The organism is Acidovorax carolinensis, assembly GCF_002157145.1.
Classification (GTDB): domain Bacteria; phylum Pseudomonadota; class Gammaproteobacteria; order Burkholderiales; family Burkholderiaceae_C; genus Acidovorax; species Acidovorax carolinensis.
Genome location: NZ_CP021361.1, coordinates 1,603,549 through 1,620,217, shown reverse-complemented (window position 1 = coordinate 1,620,217; position 16,669 = coordinate 1,603,549). Strand labels below are relative to the sequence as shown.

Annotated in this window: 13 protein-coding genes, 1 other RNA gene, 3 pseudogenes and 1 riboswitch; of the genes and pseudogenes, 5 read left to right on the top strand and 12 right to left on the bottom strand. The window is 64.6% G+C overall.

Features of this window, described 5'->3' with window-relative positions; all coding sequences use genetic code 11:
- Positions 1-53: 53 nt before the first annotated feature.
- From CBP34_RS20335 to CBP34_RS07605, 8 genes and pseudogenes are all read right to left on the bottom strand, one after another.
- A pseudogene (locus CBP34_RS20335) lies at positions 54-167 on the bottom strand (DUF2149 domain-containing protein); the annotation flags it as partial.
- Between the two features lie 44 nt (positions 168-211).
- Positions 212-679 carry a hypothetical protein gene (locus CBP34_RS07635; protein ID WP_094097686.1) on the bottom strand — a complete coding sequence of 156 codons (468 nt, stop codon included), beginning with the start codon at positions 677-679 and terminating at the stop codon, positions 212-214.
- Positions 676-1,488, bottom strand: a complete 813-nt coding sequence (locus CBP34_RS07630) for an ABC transporter ATP-binding protein (RefSeq protein ID WP_094097685.1) — start codon at positions 1,486-1,488, stop codon at positions 676-678. The genes CBP34_RS07635 and CBP34_RS07630 overlap by 4 nt, the downstream gene beginning before the upstream one ends.
- Positions 1,485-2,510: a FecCD family ABC transporter permease gene (locus CBP34_RS07625; RefSeq protein ID WP_094097684.1), complete on the bottom strand. Its 1,026-nt coding sequence runs from the start codon at positions 2,508-2,510 to the stop codon at positions 1,485-1,487. The genes CBP34_RS07630 and CBP34_RS07625 overlap by 4 nt, the downstream gene beginning before the upstream one ends.
- A 137-nt stretch (positions 2,511-2,647) precedes the next feature.
- Positions 2,648-3,552 (bottom strand): annotated as a pseudogene (locus CBP34_RS07620) (ABC transporter substrate-binding protein); the annotation flags it as partial.
- A complete protein-coding gene (locus CBP34_RS07615) occupies positions 3,549-4,154 on the bottom strand; it encodes a bifunctional adenosylcobinamide kinase/adenosylcobinamide-phosphate guanylyltransferase (protein WP_086927081.1) in 606 nt (201 codons plus the stop codon). The gene CBP34_RS07615 and the pseudogene CBP34_RS07620, both read right to left, overlap by 4 nt.
- Entirely contained in the window at positions 4,151-5,524 is a 1,374-nt protein-coding gene (locus CBP34_RS07610; protein ID WP_094097683.1) for a cobyrinate a,c-diamide synthase, read from the bottom strand. Before CBP34_RS07610 ends, CBP34_RS07615 begins: the two co-directional genes overlap by 4 nt.
- Before the next feature lie 112 nt (positions 5,525-5,636).
- Positions 5,637-7,535 (bottom strand): TonB-dependent receptor domain-containing protein, encoded by a 1,899-nt coding sequence (locus tag CBP34_RS07605; RefSeq protein ID WP_094097682.1) that lies wholly within the window; start codon positions 7,533-7,535, stop codon positions 5,637-5,639.
- An 80-nt stretch (positions 7,536-7,615) separates the two neighbouring features.
- Positions 7,616-7,852, bottom strand: a riboswitch (cobalamin riboswitch).
- 36 nt (positions 7,853-7,888) lie between these two features.
- On the opposite strand from CBP34_RS07605, the gene CBP34_RS07600 reads away from it, so the two are divergent.
- From CBP34_RS07600 to CBP34_RS07590, 4 genes are all read left to right on the top strand, one after another.
- Positions 7,889-8,110 carry a DUF904 domain-containing protein gene (locus CBP34_RS07600; RefSeq protein ID WP_086927079.1) on the top strand — a complete coding sequence of 74 codons (222 nt, stop codon included), beginning with the start codon at positions 7,889-7,891 and terminating at the stop codon, positions 8,108-8,110.
- Entirely contained in the window at positions 8,107-8,466 is a 360-nt protein-coding gene (locus CBP34_RS07595; protein WP_094097681.1) for a cell division protein ZapA, read from the top strand. Before CBP34_RS07600 ends, CBP34_RS07595 begins: the two co-directional genes overlap by 4 nt.
- An 81-nt stretch (positions 8,467-8,547) precedes the next feature.
- A non-coding RNA gene (ssrS, locus tag CBP34_RS20465) (6S RNA) lies at positions 8,548-8,727 on the top strand.
- Between the two features lie 74 nt (positions 8,728-8,801).
- A complete protein-coding gene (locus tag CBP34_RS07590; protein ID WP_086928680.1) occupies positions 8,802-9,617 on the top strand; it encodes a sulfite exporter TauE/SafE family protein in 816 nt (271 codons plus the stop codon).
- 79 nt (positions 9,618-9,696) lie between these two features.
- On the opposite strand, the gene CBP34_RS07585 is transcribed toward CBP34_RS07590, so the two are convergent.
- The 4 genes and pseudogenes from CBP34_RS07585 to hemN all read right to left on the bottom strand — a co-directional run bounded on the left by CBP34_RS07585 (position 9,697) and on the right by hemN (position 15,751).
- Positions 9,697-12,138 carry a sensor domain-containing protein gene (locus CBP34_RS07585; RefSeq protein ID WP_094097680.1) on the bottom strand — a complete coding sequence of 814 codons (2,442 nt, stop codon included), beginning with the start codon at positions 12,136-12,138 and terminating at the stop codon, positions 9,697-9,699.
- Positions 12,135-13,415, bottom strand: coding sequence for an HD-GYP domain-containing protein (locus tag CBP34_RS07580; protein ID WP_094097679.1), 1,281 nt, complete (start codon positions 13,413-13,415; stop codon positions 12,135-12,137). Before CBP34_RS07580 ends, CBP34_RS07585 begins: the two co-directional genes overlap by 4 nt.
- A 186-nt stretch (positions 13,416-13,601) precedes the next feature.
- A complete protein-coding gene (locus CBP34_RS07575) occupies positions 13,602-14,339 on the bottom strand; it encodes a sulfite exporter TauE/SafE family protein (protein WP_094097678.1) in 738 nt (245 codons plus the stop codon).
- Positions 14,340-14,369: 30 nt separating this feature from the next.
- Positions 14,370-15,751: pseudogene (gene hemN, locus CBP34_RS07570) on the bottom strand (oxygen-independent coproporphyrinogen III oxidase).
- Positions 15,752-15,941: 190 nt separating this feature from the next.
- On the opposite strand from hemN, the gene fnr reads away from it, so the two are divergent.
- Complete coding sequence (gene fnr / locus CBP34_RS07565; RefSeq protein WP_094097677.1) at positions 15,942-16,664, top strand: fumarate/nitrate reduction transcriptional regulator Fnr; 723 nt, start codon at positions 15,942-15,944, stop codon at positions 16,662-16,664.
- The last annotated feature ends 5 nt before the right edge of the window (positions 16,665-16,669 follow it).

The window sequence follows — 16,669 nt, the reverse complement described above, 5'->3', positions numbered from 1 at the left end:
ACTTCCTTGCCATGCTCGCGCACCACCACTTCCATGTCGGGCTGGCCGGGGTTGCGGATGATGGTGACGCTTTCATTGGCGCTGGTCTGGGTCTGCACGGCCACGGCCGTGAGCAGCGCCACGACGAGCACCAGGAACACGTCCACCAGATTGACGGCGGACAGCATCGGGTCGTCGTCGTCCTCGGCCAGGACGCTCAGGTGCCTCAGGGTCATTGCGCCACCCCGCGCTCCTTGCGCACCACCAGCAGTTCGGCCAGCAGCCAGCGGCGGCGCACCGAGTACACCACCAGCCCCACCGACGCGGCGGCCAGTGCCAGCACCACGCCGGCAAACGCGCCGCTGAACACCACCAGCGCCTGCTGGCCGTTGCCCGCCGCCACGCTCTGCAGCGCGGGGCCGAGCGGGATCATCGTGGCGATCAGCCCCAGCATGGGCGACAGGCGGCTGAGCAGGCGCACGGGCTCGACCTGGCGCACCAGCTGCAGCTCGAGCTCTTCCATCGACAAGCCAGGGGCCACGCGCAGCGAGCGGTACTGCGGCTGGCGCCAGCGCTGCCAGGCCTCCATGAGCGTGGCGCCGCCCGACCACAGCGCGTAGACAAACGCCAGCCCTACCAGTGCCAGCACGGGCCACAGCAGCGACTGCGCGACCTGCGCAAAACCCGATTCGATGTTCATGCGTCTATTTCCTTGGTCTTGTTGTCATGGCGATGTATGGACGGCAGCGCCATCCACATGCCATCCAGATGCCGCACATGGATGCGGCGGTCAAACACCTGCTCCAACGCGGCGTGGGTCTCGGACGCATCGCAGGCGCCCTGGTGCAGCACGCGGCCCTGCGCCATCACCACCATGTCGTCGGCCTGCAGCGCTAGCGACACCTCGTGCAGCACGCTGACCACCGTGCCACCGGCGTCCACCAGCGCGCGCATGGTGTGCAGCCAGTCGGTCTGGTGCGGTGGGTCGAGGTTGGCCAGGGGCTCGTCCATCAGCAGCACCTGCGCCTGCACGGCAAGGGCGCGGGCCAGCAGCACGCGCTGGCGCTCGCCGCCCGACAGTTGCGACAGCGGGCGGTGGCGCCAGTCCCAGGCCTGCGTAGTGCGCAGCGCCTGCTCCACCGCCGCGTGGTCGGCCGCACCCGGCGGTGCCAGCCACGCCTGGTGCGGCAGGCGGCCCAGCATGGCCACGTCATAGCTCGTCAGGTCGTCGGCAGAGCCTTCGTTCTGGCCCAGCCAGGCGAGTTGCCGGGCCCGCTCGCGTGCCGGGATCTGCGCCAGCGGGCGGCCCAGCAACTGCACATCGCCCTGCACCGCAGCCCGCGGCAGCAGGCCCGCCAGCACCTTGAGCAGGGTGGACTTGCCCGCGCCATTGGGGCCGACGATGCTGGTCCAGCGCCCGGCGGGCAGTTGCAGGTCAATGCCCTGCAATATTGAGCGATTTCCGATGCTGGCGCTTATCTTGCAAGCGCTGATAGCTACTGAATTCATAGTGCCCCACCTTGCGATGTGCGCCGGTGCATGAGCCACAGCAGGTAGGTGCCGCCCAGCGCCGCCGTGAGCACGCCCACAGGCAACTCCTGCGGCGCCAGCAGCCAGCGCGCCAGAATGTCGGCCGCGAGCAGCAGCACCGCGCCCATGAGGCTGGAGAGCACGATGTGCCGCTCATGCGTCACGCGCACGATGGATCGCACCAGGTGCGGCGCAGCCAGCCCTACAAAGGCGATCAACCCGGTCTGCGCCACGGCCGTGCCCGTGGCCAGCGCCATGGCGGCCACCAGACCGGCGCGCATGGGCATGAGCGGCAAACCCAGGCTGGCGGCCGTGGCCTCGCCCAGCGTCAGGCCGTCCAGCGCGCGCGCCAGCATCCACGCCACCACCGAGCACAAACCAAAGGCCACGGCCATCAGCACGCAGGCCATCCAGCCCACAAAAGCCGTGCTACCCAGCGTAAAAGCCTGCATGGCCTGCAGGATGTCGGGCGAAGCCAGCTCCACCAGGTCGCGCAGCGCACCCAGCACCACGCCCACGATCACGCCCGCCAGCAAAAGGCGCAGCGTGTGCTGCACGCCCTTGGCCAGCAGCAGCGTGAGCACCACGGCGCCCGCCGCGCCCACGAAAGCCATGCCCGTGATGCCGATGCGCGCCAACCAATGGGCCGCCACCGGCGAGACGCCAAACAGCGCCATGGCCACGGCCCCGCCCAGCGCTGCGCCCGAGGCACTGCCAAGCAGGTATGGGTCGGCCAACGGGTTGCGAAACAGCCCCTGCGCCACCGCGCCCGACAGGCCCAGCAGCGCGCCCGCCAGCCAGGCGCCCAGCGTGCGCGGCAGGCGGATGTCCCACACGATCTGCCAGGCCACGGGGTCGCCATGCATGCGCAGCACGCTGTCGAAACCCGTGCTGCCCACGCTGGCGCCACACAGGGCCAGCACGGCGCTGGCCAGCAGCAGCCAGGCGGCGCACCATGCCGCGCGGCGGCTTTGCCCGACGTAATTGGTGGACGAATTCACTTGTCGCTATTTCCAATGTTGGCAGCAGCTGCGACAGGCACGGCCGAGGCCAGTGCACCCGTGGAACTGGCTTTGCCAGGCCACTGGGTGCGTCCCCCTCCCGCAGGATAGGGGGAAGGCGCCGCAGGCGACTCAGGGGGTGTTTTTTCCACCAGGCAGCGCGCCATGATGCGGGCGGCCTCGGCCATGCGCGGGCCGGGCGCACCACCACGTCGGAATCGCCGGGGCCGAACACGCACAGCCGGTTCTCACGGATGGCGCGCATGCTGGCCCAGCCGGGGTACGGCACCATGGCCTGCATGCTGCGGTTGCCGATCATGATGATGTCGGGGTTGGCGCGCACCACGAACTCGGGGTTCAGACGGGGAAAAGGCCCGAGCGATGCGGGCACCACATTGCGCACCCCCAGCCGGGTGAGCGATTCGCCGATGAACGATGCCTCGCCCGCCGCATAAGGCCCGCGGCTCACCTCGAAGTACACGCGCGCATTTTTGGCCCTGGGTGGCAGCGACTGCGCCGCCGCCTGCACACCCGCATCGATCACGCGCCAGAGGCGGTCGGAGCCTTGCGCGCGGGGCACGCCCAGCAGGTCGCTGACGGCGCCGAGCACGCGGCGCACATCGGCGTGGGTCTTGGGCTCCAGGGCCACTACCGTGATGCCCAGCGCCTCCAGCCGGTCGCTGGCGCGCGAGCTGACAGACATCAACACCACATCGGGCTTGAGGGCCACGATGGCCTCAATGCTCGGGTCCAGCCCGCCGCCCACTTTAGGCAGCTTGCCCACCACAGCGTCGGGCCAGTTGGAATAGCGGTCGACCCCAACGAGGCGGTGGCACTGCTCCAATTCACACACGCTTTCGGTCAGCGAGGGCAGCAGGCTCACGATGCGCTGGGGCGAACGCGGCAGCGCCACGGCGCGGCCCCGGTCATCGGTGATGTGCACCGGCTGCGCCTGCGCCTGCGCCAGCCCGGCCATGAGCAAGCCCAGCGCAATAAGAATCGCAATCACCCACAGGATGCGGCGCACGGGAGTCGGTTTCATGAACGGGGTTCTTTCAAAGTCAATGGCAGCCCGGCGGCCATGAGGGTGACGCGGGGGCACACCTGTGCCACCTGCTGGTTCAGCGTGCCCAGGGCATCCACAAAGGCGCGCACTTCGCGACCGATCGGGATAACCCCCAGGCCGATTTCGTTGCCCACCAGAACAACGGGCCCCGGGGGCTGCCGAATCACTTCCAAAAACATAGCTACCTGCGCTTTCCAGTCAAGCGCTAGCGCCTGTTTTTGCTCCAAATTCATGTCTTCCAGCCCCATGGGCATCGTCCAGTGGGTGAGCCACAGCGTGAGGCAGTCCACCACCACCAGGGTCTGTGCCGTGCTGTGCTGCGACACGGCGGCGGCCACGTCGTGCGGTTCCTCGATGGTCTGCAGGCCCGGCACACGCTCGGCGCGGTCGCGCCGGTGGCGCGCGATGCGCTCGCGCATCTCATCATCCCAGGCCTGGCCCGTGGCGATGAGCACAGCGCGGTGTTCATCCGATTGCGCCAGCCAGTCGCGCGCCACCAGCTCGGCGCGGCGCGACTTGCCGCTTTTCTGACCGCCCAGGATGAGTTCGGTGGTGATGGGTACGTGCGGCATGGTCATACGGGCACTGCGTCGAGCAGATGGGCCACAGCCTCGGGGCTGGACGGAAACCACGCATGAAAGTAGCTGGCGTGGATGCTGCCCTGCTGGTACAGCACCTCGCCAGAATCCGGCGCGGGCGCTTCATCCGGCCGGGTCGTGCGGGCCACCACGGTGGCGCTGCTGTCGCTGGTCGAATAGTGAAACGTGTGGCCGCGCAGGGTGTGCCCCGCCACGTCCAGCTGCTGCGGCCCCAGCGCCGCCAGCCGCTTTTGCATGGTCACGCGGCCGGGCAGCAACCCCCACAGCGGGGCCATGCTGCCGTCGGCCAGCGTGATGGATTCGAACAGCGCCATCATGCCGCCGCACTCGGCCCAGAGCGGCTTGCCTGCAGCCACATGCGCACGCAGGCTGGCCTGCATGCCGGTGTTGGCCGCGATTGGCGCGGTGTGCAGCTCGGGGTAGCCACCGGGCAGCCACACGGCGTCGCATTCGGGCAGCGCTGCGTCATGCAGAGGCGAAAAAAACACCACGCGCGCACCCATCTGCGTGAGGCACTGCACGTTGGCGGTGTAGATGAAGCAGAACGCGGCATCGCGCGCCACGGCCACCGTGCGGCCCGCAAGCAAGCCAGGCACCGCATCCGTGTGCGCGGGCGCGGGGAAATCCACCGCCCAGCGCTGCAGGTCCTGGGCCGTCATCTGCCCCAGCGGCGTGGCCGCCAGCGCATCGGCGGCGGCATCCAGGCGCTGCTGGCTGTCGCGCAACTCGTGTGCCGCCACCAGGCCCAGATGCCGTTCGGGCAGCAAGGCCCCGGCAGCCCGGGCGGTTCCCATGTCGGTGCCCGAGCTCACCCGCATCAAGGCACCCAGCCAATCCTGGGGCTCCCGCAGGCCCGCCTGCAACATGCCGGCATGGCGCGCGCTGCCCACCCGGTTGGCCAGCACGCCCGCCCAGGGCAGGCCCGGGCGGTAGTGCTGGAGGCCAAACGCCAGCGCACCAAAGGTGCCTGCCATGGCAGACGCGTCCACCACAGCCAGCACCGGTACACCGAAACGCTGTGCCAGATCGGCGGCGCTGGGATCGCCGTCAAAAAGTCCCATCACGCCCTCGATGAGGATGAGATCGGCCTCTTGCGCCGCCGCATGCAGGCGCCGCACGCAATCGGCATGGCCGGTCATCCACAGGTCAAGCTGGTGCACCGGGGCACCGCTGGCCAGTTGGTGCCAGTGCGGATCCAGAAAATCGGGCCCGCACTTGAACACCCGCACCTCAAGACCCCTGCGCACATGCAGCCGCGCAAGGGCCGCGGTGACGGTGGTCTTGCCCTGACCGGAAGCGGGTGCGGCAATCAGAAGCGCGGGGCAGCGGGCCGATGGCGGTGTGGTCATGCTGAGCGCGTCCCGACAAGAGACTGAGCCGCCGCGCCGGGCCGCCCCAAGCAAGGCTGCGCCCCCTCGGGGGGCAGCGACCACACGGAGTGAGAGAGCGCGGGGGCCATATTCACTGCGGTGCCCACTTCACGCCGACATACAGCGTGCGGCCCGGCGTGGCGTAGGTGCGGGCCAGCTGGTAGTCCTTGTCGGCCAGGTTGTCGATGCGGGCCAGCACGGTGTAGTCGCGGGCAAGACGGGTGCTTGCGTACAGATTGACCAGCGCATATCCCCCAAGCACATTGGTGTTGGCCACAGTGTCAAAGCGGCGGCCCGAGGCCTGCACTTCGGCGCCCAGCGTCCAGCCGGCGATGCGCGTGTCGGCGCCGACCGTGGCATGGCGCTTGGCCCGTCGGGCCAATTGCTTGCCCGTGTCGAGGTCACGATGATTTTGCACATCAAGCGATCCATGGAGCTGCACACCCGACAGGTGGTAAGACCCGACAAAGGTCACGCCCTCGTACTGCGCGCGGGCCGTGTTGGCATAGCAACCGAAGGGCGATGCACACGTGCCTGCGCCCACGAACGAGATCAGGTTGGAGACCCGGTTTCTGTAGGCCACCACCGAGAAGCTGCTGCGGTCTTGCGCGTAGCGCAGACCCAGCTCGGCGTTGCGGCTGCTCTCGGGTTGCAGCGTGGCCACGCCGTATTCGCTGAACCGGTGGTACAGCGTGGGTGCCCGGAACGCCGTGCCCACCGAGGCCGTGGCGCGCCAGTGCGAAGCAAACGCGTAGCCATAGGACGCGCTGCCCGTGTCCTTGCCACCGAACTCGCTGTCGGAGTCATGGCGAGCATTGAGTTGCACAGTATGGCGCCCCGCGTTAAAGCCATAGCCCAGCGCAAGCGCATCCTGTGACCGGCTGCGGTCAATGGGATCGTTGTGCAACGTGTCTTCACGACGCTCCAGGGCTGCACTGAAGCGATGGGAACCCCAGCGCAAATCGTTTTGCCAAAGGTAGCCACGCAGCTTGGTCTCGGTGAGGTAAGGCGAAGGCGTGGTTTCGTAGCGGTTGACCGAATCGGTGACCGACACACGCGTACTGTAGGCGTCCGACCATTGCGCCGCCCAGGTAAGCCCTGCCGTGCGCAGGCGGTTCAGGCTGCGGTCATCTACGGGCCTGGCCGCGCTGAAGGAGGTATTGTCATAGCCCGCGTTCATGCGGCTGGCCAGCAGCGTCGCATCCAGGCGATGCTGGGCATTGATGCGCAAGCCCAACCGGGCATTGCCAGAGGTGCTGCGATAGCCATCGCGGTCGGGGTTATGGGCACCGCTGACCTTGACGTCAAAACCATCGCTGATTTCGCGCGCAATGCCCAGCGAATAATCGAACGCACCGTCCTGCCCGGCCGAGCCGCTGACACCGGCCTCGATCTTGCGGGTGCCCTGATTGCCAATGCCCACGCCCACATAGGGCTTGGCGGGGCCTTCGCCCCGGCGGGTGAAAAGCTGGATCACGCCGCCAATCGCGTCCGATCCATAGACCGCAGCGGCCGGGCCACGCAGCACTTCGATGCGGTCGATCTGCGACAGCGGGATCTGCTCCCACTGCGCGCCGCCGGTGGACTGCGAGTCAATGCGCACGCCGTCGATATAGACCGCCGTGAATCGCGACTCGGCGCCGCGCAGAAAAACGCTGCTGGCGTTGCCTGCGCCACCGTTGCGCGAAATCTCGATGCCCGGAAGTCGTGCCAGCACATCGGCCAGGCCCGTGGCACCGCTGCTTTCGATGGTTTCGCGGTCCACGATGGACACATCGGCCACCAGATCGGCCAGGGGCTGCTCGGTGCGCGTGGCGGTCACCACGGTGTCTTGCAGTGACGGCATGCGCGCGTTTTGCGCCAGCAGCATGGGTGCAGCGAGCGACTGCGCTTGCACCGCGTGGGCGGACACCAAAGACAGAACAGCCAGCACGCAAGGGCGCAGGCACAGCGGCGCAACACGGCGCGCACGAGGGTTACGGTTTTTCATAGGAATCATCGTCAACAAACAACCCGAGCCGGCTTCCCCGCCAGCATGTGGGAGACAAGGTTGCGTTTGCCTAAAAGGCGCACGCAACCACCGTGTTGGCCGGTATCCGGGCTGGCGGAACGCCCTCCAATGCCTTCCCAGGCGCTTGTTCAAGGCGCCCAGTGGCTTGTGAATGGAGAGGGAATCGAATGATTCGTCCGCTGACCGTTGCGGGGGCAGCGCAGGCTGGGCGCACCATGTTTGGTGAAACCTCCCTGCTTCCCGTTGAACTGCGGTATGTGAACCACACCGCGAGCACCAACGGCGTGATTTTAAGGGCATTCCGGGTGCGCCCCCCTACAATCGCGGGCTGTATGGACGCTCCCTCCACCATCGACCAGATCGCCGAACGCGTTGAGCGGCTGCTCTTGCGCCACGCGGAACTCCAACGCACCAACGCCCTGCTGACCACCCAGGTGGCGGCCCTCACGCAGGAGCGCGACTCCCTCAAATCGCGCCTGAGCGCTGCCCGCGCCCGCGTGGATGCATTGCTGGAACGCCTGCCTCCCGCTCCGCCCCCCAAGGATTCCGAATGAAGCAAATCGAGGTGCAGATCCTGCAGCAAAGCTATCTGCTGTCCTGCCCCGAAGGGCACGAGTCCCGGCTGCTGGAGGCGGTGGAGCGTGTGGACACCGCCATGACGCGCATACGCGACGCCGGCAAGGTGCGGTCGCGCGAACGCATTGCGGTGCTGGCCGCACTGAACCTTGCGTTTGACATCGCCGACCGCGATGCCACCGCTCTGGCGGCTGCGCCTGCCCCTCAAGCCACCCCAACCCATGCCAGTGGGCCCGCCAGCCAGCCGCTTGAAGCAAGCACCGATACCCAGCGGCTGCAGTCGCTCGTGCAGCGACTGGATGAGGCCCTGGGCGATGACGGACGACTGCTCTGAGGCAAGCCCTGCGGCGCATCGTCGGTTGCCATCTTTACATCGCGCAGTGCCTGCAGTTCGCGCGGCCAACGCCTACAATAGCGGCGTCTGCGGTGCTGCCGGGCTTTATATTTCCTTGAACCAATGCTCACTGAGCACGGGCTTGGTACATTGCCCGGTGAGCGTGATCATCTCGCGTCAGATGAACCCAACGCCTGGCTGCCCTCGCCCACCTGAACCCCCGGTTCAGGATGCCGGTCCGGTGGCACTTGCAGACACCCTCTTTTCTTCTCCGTCGGCGCTCAAACATGCGGCGCCGATGCGGCACATTCAGACTTCCCGAATTCTTTCCCATGATGCTCGACCCCCTTCTGATTGTTGAACTCGGAGTCCTCGGTCTGGGCACCGGCTTTCTGGCGGGGCTGCTCGGCATTGGCGGCGGTATGCTGCTGGTGCCTTTTCTGACCTACATCCTGGGTCACCAGCACGTGGCACCCGGTCTTGCCGTCAAGATGGCTATTGCCACCTCCATGGCAACCATCATGTTCACCTCGGTTTCCAGCGTTCGCGCACACCACCAGCGGGGAGCCGTGCGCTGGGACATCGTGCGTCGGCTGGCGCCCGGCATCGTGCTGGGCGGGCTGGTAGCGAGCCTAGGTGTTTTCGCGCTGCTCAAGGGTGCATTTCTGGCGATCTTCTTTGGGCTTTTCGTGAGCTTCTCGGCCTTTCAGATGTTTCTGGACAAGAAGCCGGCGCCGTCCCGGCAGATGCCGGGAACCGGTGGGCAACTCGTGGCGGGCGGGCTGATTGGCTTCCTGTCCGGCCTGGTGGGCGCGGGCGGTGGGTTTGTCAGCGTGCCGTTCATGACCTGGTGCAACGTGGCCATTCACAATGCGGTTGCCACCAGCGCGGCACTCGGCTTTCCCATTGCCCTGGCGAATGTGGTGGGTTATGCGGTGGGCGGTCAATCCGTGGCGGACCTGCCCCCTGCCTCGCTGGGCTATATCTGGCTGCCTGCTCTGGCAGTGATTGCCACGTGCAGCGTTCTGACCGCGCCCCTGGGTGCCCGGGCTGCGCACCAACTGCCGGTCAAACAGCTCAAACGCGTTTTTGCCAGCCTGCTTCTCATGCTGGCAGCCTACATGCTCTGGAAAGGCTTGTCGGCCTTCTGAACCAGCACCCAGCGATGCGTGGGCGGCCGCATCATGCGGCGGTCCGGTCCATGCACCGGCCGGAGAACATGGTCGCGATTTAAATGATCGGCGTCGCTGGCGCAAACTGCGCCAGTCCGTGGGTGGATTTGCCCAACAACTGGCGGAACTCGGCCGCGGGCAGGCCAGGTGAGCACAGGAACCCCTGAAAATGCTCACACTGCATCTGCTGCAGCACGGCACGCTGGGTGGTGGTTTCCACCCCCTCTGCCACCACTTCGATACGCAGCGCATGCCCCATGCTGATGATGGCACTGACAATGGCGCGGTCGCCGTCGTCCTCGGGCAGGCCCCGCACAAATGACTGGTCGATCTTGAGCTTGTGGATGGGCAGCTTCTTCAGGTAGGCCAGACTGGAGTAGCCCGTACCAAAGTCGTCAATCGCCAGTCCCACACCAAGCCCTGCAAGGGCGCCCAATCGCAGCTCCATTTCCTGCGCGTCCTGCAGCAGGATGGTTTCGGTCAGCTCCAGTTCCAGCAAGGTCGGTGGCAACTGGTGCACGGCCAGCAGACGGGTCACGCGTTCAACAAAATCAGTCTGGCGAAACTCCAGGGCAGACACATTGACGGACACCAAAATGGGCATGCCCTCGTGCATCCATTGGGCGGCCTCGCGCACGGCCTGCTCCATGACCCACGCCCCCAGCGTCACGATATAGCCCGACTCCTCGGCCAAGGGCACAAACTGTGCGGGTGACACCGCACCAAACTCGGGATCCGTCCAGCGGATGAGCGCTTCCGCCCCAACGATCCTGCCGGTAAGGAGATTCACCTGGGGCTGGTAATGCACGTCCAGACGCTGCTCACCCAGCGCCTGGCGCATGGCGTGCTCGAGCTTCATTCGAGACAACAGGTTCGCGTTCATCTGCGGCTGGTAGAAGCCATAGCTGCCACGCCCCCGATCCTTGACACGGTACATGGCTGTATCAGCCTGCTTGATGAGGTCGTCGAGAGTGGCCCCGTCCTGCGGATACAACGCCATGCCGATGCTGCACTGGATGGAGAACCCCATGCCATCGAGCAAATAGGGGCTGAGCATGTCATCCAGGATCCTGCGCGCCACGCTTTCCGCCACAACGGCGTCGGCCCCATGCAGGTAGATCACAAACTCATCGCCACCGAGGCGGCAGAGCATGTCCGTCTGTCGCAGACAGGCCTGCAGACGCTCGGCGACCAACTGCAATACCCGATCCCCAAAAGGATGACCGAGAGAGTCATTGATGATCTTGAACCGGTCGAGGTCCAGGAAAAGGATGGCAAAACCCGTGTCGCTGGCACGAGCGCCCTGGATTGCGGTATCCACGCGCTGAGACAGCAGCAGCCGGTTGGGCAGACCGGTCAGAACATCGCTGTACGCGAGCTCTTCAATGCGTTTTTGGGCAGCATGCTGCAACGTAAGGTCTCGCATGAAGCCAATGCTTTGCACCAGTCGGCCTTCGTCATCGCGCAGGGCCACCCAGGAAAGTTGCACGGCGCAGTAGGCGCCGTTGTCGCGGGGCAGCCAGAGCTCACCCTCCCAGTAGCCGTCGCTATTCCAACCCGCCAGTACCTGCTCCATGAACGAGGAATCCGACCCGTTACCGAAAAGGGACGCCGCCATACACCCCACGAAAGCGTCTGCACAGGGGCCTACCAATCGCTCGCAACCGGGGTTCATGCGCATCAAATGGTGCCGGCTGTCTGCGATGAAAATCGCATCCAGGCTGGAATCGAAAACCCGTGCAGCCAGGCGCAAGCTGGCCTGCATCTCGGCTTGGCGGGTGATATCCCTGAACGAATACACGCGCCCCACGGGGCGGCCCTGGTGAAGTTGGGGCACAACGCGACGCTCCACCGTCATGCCACCGTGCAACTGCAGGATGTCGGCGGTCTCCAGCAGCGGCTCACGCTCGATGGCAATCAGGCGTTCCTGGTAGTCCTGGCGATCCACCACTCTTGAGGCCATATGGTCATGCACCGCAGTGTCGTTGCGCTGCACCAGGAGGTCGCGGGGAATGCTCCAGATTTGCGCCAACCGCTGGTTGAAGGCGCGCACACGCCCGTCAAGACCGCACACCAGCATGCCGTCCGCAGCGGAGTCGAGGGTGGCGCGCAATTCCGAAAGCAGGGTCTCCAACTCCTGTTCTGTGGCCTCCTGGCTACTGCGATCGAGCATCGTCAGCATGAGAACCGCATGACCAGTGCATTGGTCCACACAGCTCACACTGCGATCGACTGGCACCAGCAAGCCATCTGGCCGCAACACACTGGTATGCGAGCGAATGCCCTCCAAAAGGGTGGCAAGGGGCCCAGCCCAGAATGCGTGATCCTCGGGCGTTGCCGCCAGGCATGTCACCGGCTTGCCCACCATGTCAACTGCGGACCTGCCGGCCAGTTGCTCGGCCGCCCTGTTCGCCTGCAGGATAAGTAAGCTGTTGCCATCCACAAGCCACACCGCCTCCAGCAGGCCGTCCAGCCAAGACTGCGGTGGCAACTGGCTCACGCTTGCGCCTCGTCAGGACCGGGATCCACCGCGCGCTCAAAAAAATAGCAGATCCGCTGACGGGGCGAAAGGTAGTCGAGGGAATCGCGCGGCAACTGGGCAGGTTTCAGGCTGCGACGTATGCCCAGTTCAGGCATCGCCTCCAGGTCCAGCACCGGTGCCTCATCCTTGGGAACCCGGGAATCGTGAACGATCACTTTGGGCCGAAGCGGCCTGGACGAGTTGACCGACACCACGATGGCGTAGCGGTCGTTGACAAGCTGGACCACCGATCCCGGCGGATACACGCCCATCATGCGGATGAAGGCGCCGAGCACCACCGGATCAAAGCGGGATTTGAGCTGGGCAAACATCACCGACAGGGCTTCGTGGGGCGTCAAGGCATCCACACCTGCCGCGGGATTGCACATCCGGTCGTAGTGGTTGACCAAGGCCAAAATCTGGCCCGGACGTCCCATGTCCTCGCCCACAAGATGCAAGGGAAATCCGCTGCCGTCTGCCATTTCATGGTGCTGCGCAATCGCTGTCAAGACCGAATCAGACAAGCCCATCAATTGCGCGAAGGTGACTGACTGCCCTACATGGGACTCATAACGCTGCCGTTCGGCCGGCATGAAGCCGGCGGTCGGCACGTTGAGCTTGCCCAGATCGTGCAGCAGCGCAGCGATACCGAGTTCGTGCAGTTCAGGGCTTTTCATGCCCAGCGCCTTGCCCAGCAAGAGGCTGATGACCATCACGTTGACCGGATGCAGTGCGCTGCTCTCGCCCACGCCCTCTGACAGGAGACGGATCACGGAGTCGCCGTTCGCGAGCAACTCCCTCAGGCAATCCGACACCACCGCCTCGCACTGGGTGCGAGCCAAGCCGGGCTGCTCTGCGACCGCACGCTCCACCGCCTGGTATTGCCGGGTGGCTTCGCCGAAGCGCTGGTTGCACGCGGCCAGCACCCGGTTCTGCAGCTGCAGGTGGGCACGGTTCTGGTCCGCGATGGAATCCTCGTCAGCAGAAACCACGGTCACTGCGTCTGCGCCCAATTCCGCAGCAAGGGTGTCGGGCGCGTCGCCGGGGACCGCATCCGGCGCAAACAGTTCAGGATCGCTTTTTTTGGGGAAGTAACGCACCTCTTTGAGACCCAGCTCCCTGAGGGTGGCGATCTGGTCTGCGGACACGATGCGAAAGCTGCTCACCGGGAACGGGTGACGCATCCAGCCCAAATCGAGCTGAACGTACATGCCGACACGAAGCTGGCTGATATCAATGAGGAGCGAAGAATTCACGACACAGGGGGCGAAACATGGTGATATGAATTCCACCAACAGTTACAGCAATTATCGCCATTTCGCCATCCAGCGCGCGCTTCGCAGCCAAAAAGCTGCAGCGTCGGGCAACTCTGCGACACAGAACCGTCAAAAGTACCTGAGGCTGCTGCCCAGAGCTACCCGCTCGAGCCCGGAGACTATCGACTACCGGCACCAGAGCGAGGGCTTATAGACCAGGTCCATCCACAAAGCCCAGCCTGCCACCCCCACCAACAATGCGCCCGCCAGCCGCGTTCCCCAATTGACCCGCGCGGCATTGAGGTGTGAACGCAACTTGCCCCACACCCAAGGGCCGCCCACCAGCCACAGGCCACTGCCCACACCAAACAGCGCCATGGTGGCAGCGCCCTGAAGCGCGCCCCCACTGAGCGCTGCAACCAGTAACGCAGAGTAAAGCAATCCGCAGGGCATGAGCGCCCAAAGCGCTCCCGCCACCATCAGCCCGCCCGGTGCACGGACAAGGGGTTGCACACGGCGCCAGGCCGTGCGACCGGCCTGCTCCACCCAGGCAGGCTGGCGCGCCTGCACCATCATCATCAACCCCCAGGCCATGACCGCGACATGCATCAGGGTCCATACCGGACTCAGGGCCATGGTTTGCTGCGTCAGCCAAGCCAGACTGTCCATGGCTAACGCCGCAAGGGCGCCCGCCCCGGCATAGCCCGACAGCCGCCCGACGTGGAACGCAAGCAACCGGCGCGGCACCCCACCCTGGGGACGCCACAGTACCGGCCGAGAGGTGGTGTTGCTGGCATCACCTGTGGTCGAACAGGTCGTCGCTTGACCCACGAGCGCACCGCAAGGTGCAGAGCACATGGCCAAGCAATGAGGCCCACCGGCGAGCCCCATGAGCAAGGCCGTTACGGCGAGGGGCGCAAGCATGAAACCTGATACTCCGTTGGAATGGTCACCCTAGATGATGCGCGAAAACCTCGCCCGATTGCGGTCAGCCTGCAGATAGCGGTCAAACACCATCGCGATGCCGCGCACAAAAAACCAGCCCATGGAGGTCACCTTGACGCCCTCGGCACTCAACACGACAAGCCCTTGCTCGGCCATGGTCTCCAACTGCTCCAGTTCGGGAGCGAAATACTTCCGAAAATCAATGAGCCACGCCTGATCGAGGGGTTCAAACTGCAATTCGCCCTGGCACATGAGCGCCATGATGACAGCCCTGCGCACCAGATCGTCACGGTTCAGGGCCAATCCTCGCACCACGGGCAAGCGCCCCTGGTCCAGGTGGTCGTAGTACTCCTCCAGCGACTTGGCGTTCTGACTGTAGGTGGCACCCACCCTGCCGATGGCTGACACGCCCAGGCCAATGAGATCGCAATCGGGCTGGGTGCTGTAGCCCTGAAAGTTGCGATGCAGTCGCCCCTGCCGTTTGGCAACAGCCAAAGCATCGGTGGGCAGGGCAAAGTGGTCCATGCCCACATAGACATACCCGCGTCCATGAATGCGTCCAGCGAGCGCGACAGCATGGTCACCTTGGCAGACGCTGCAGGCAACTCAGTCGATATGATGCGCCGCTGCGGCTTGAAACGATCGGGTAGATGGGCATAGGCGTACAAGGCAATCCGGTCGGGGCGCAATTGCACCACCTGTGCCAATGTACGGTCAAACGACTCGGGCGTCTGGCGTGGCAGCCCGTAGATCAGGTCCACGTTGACGGACTCAAAGCCCAGGGCGCGGGATGCCTCCACCAGCGCAAACACCTGATCTGCCGGCTGGATACGGTGCACCGCCTTCTGCACCTCGGTATCGAAATCCTGCACGCCGAAGCTCAGCCGGTTGAAACCCAGCTCAGCCAGCACTGCCAAGCGATCGGCAGTGACTGTGCGGGGATCGACCTCAATGGAGTATTCGCCGCCCGGAGCAAGCGAGAAGCTGCGACGCAGCGTTGCCATGAGCTGCCGCAGGCCGTCATCCGACAGAAAGGTTGGCGTGCCCCCGCCCAAGTGAAGCTGACTGACTACCTGCCCGGTGCCACAGTGGGCCGTGTACAGATCAATTTCGCGGCTCAGATAGCGCAAATACACATCGGCACGGTCATGGTGCTTGGTGATGATCTTGTTGCAAGCGCAGTAGTAACACAGCGATTCGCAAAACGGAATGTGGACGTACAGGGACAGCGGCAGCGCCATGGCCGTGGTACCCACCCGGCGCTGCGAGAGCGCCAGCACATAGTCCTCTTGCCCAAACGCCTCCACAAACCGATCTGCGGTGGGATAGGAGGTATAACGAGGTCCTGGCACGTCAAAACGGCGCAGAAGTTCTGGTGAAACAGCGGTCATGGGAAAATATCCTTGCGTGCATTGATACTGTGCCGTACCCTTCGACCGACGTCCTTGACTTTAATCAAGAACATGAAGGGACGCAGCGGTGACAATTTGATTCATATCAGCCGCCGGGCGCGCAGCGCGGGACAATTGCGTCCCAACAGATATCAGCCAATTATCCCGGCCCAACCAGGTTCCAGTGTCCATGAATCCGCAAACCATCAAAGTCGCCTGTTCCAACTGCAACCTGCGAGAACTGTGCATGCCCGTAGGTTTGAACGAACAGCAGTTGCAACGCATTGACGACATCGTGGCCGTGCGACGAAAGATCAAGCGTGGCGGTACCCTCTTTCGCAATGGAGAGTCATTCACTTCTCTCTATGCCATTCGCACAGGATTTTTCAAGACCTGCGTCGCCACGGAAGATGGGCGTGACCAGGTCACGGGTTTTCAGATGGCCGGTGAGATTATTGGGCTCGACGGCATCGTCAACGATCACCATACCTGCGACGCCATCGCCCTCGAAGACGCCGAAGTGTGCGTCATGCCCTTTGATCGCATCGAAGAACTGTCGCGCGAAGTCAACGCCCTGCAGCACCATGTTCACAAGATCATGAGCCGCGAAATCGTTCGCGAGCACGGTGTAATGCTTTTGCTCGGCAGCATGCGCGCCGAAGAGCGTCTTGCGGCGTTCCTTCTCAATCTGGTGCAACGCCTGCACGCCCGTGGGTTCTCGCAATCCGAACTGGTATTGCGGATGACGCGGGAAGAAATTGGCAGTTACCTGGGACTCAAACTGGAAACCGTGAGCCGCACGTTCTCGAAATTTGTGGAAGAAGGCACCGTGGAAGTGAAACAGCGCCATGTCCGCATTCTGGATACCGAGGCCCTCAAGCGCATCGTTAACAATCAGCAGGCCTGCCACTGATCGTC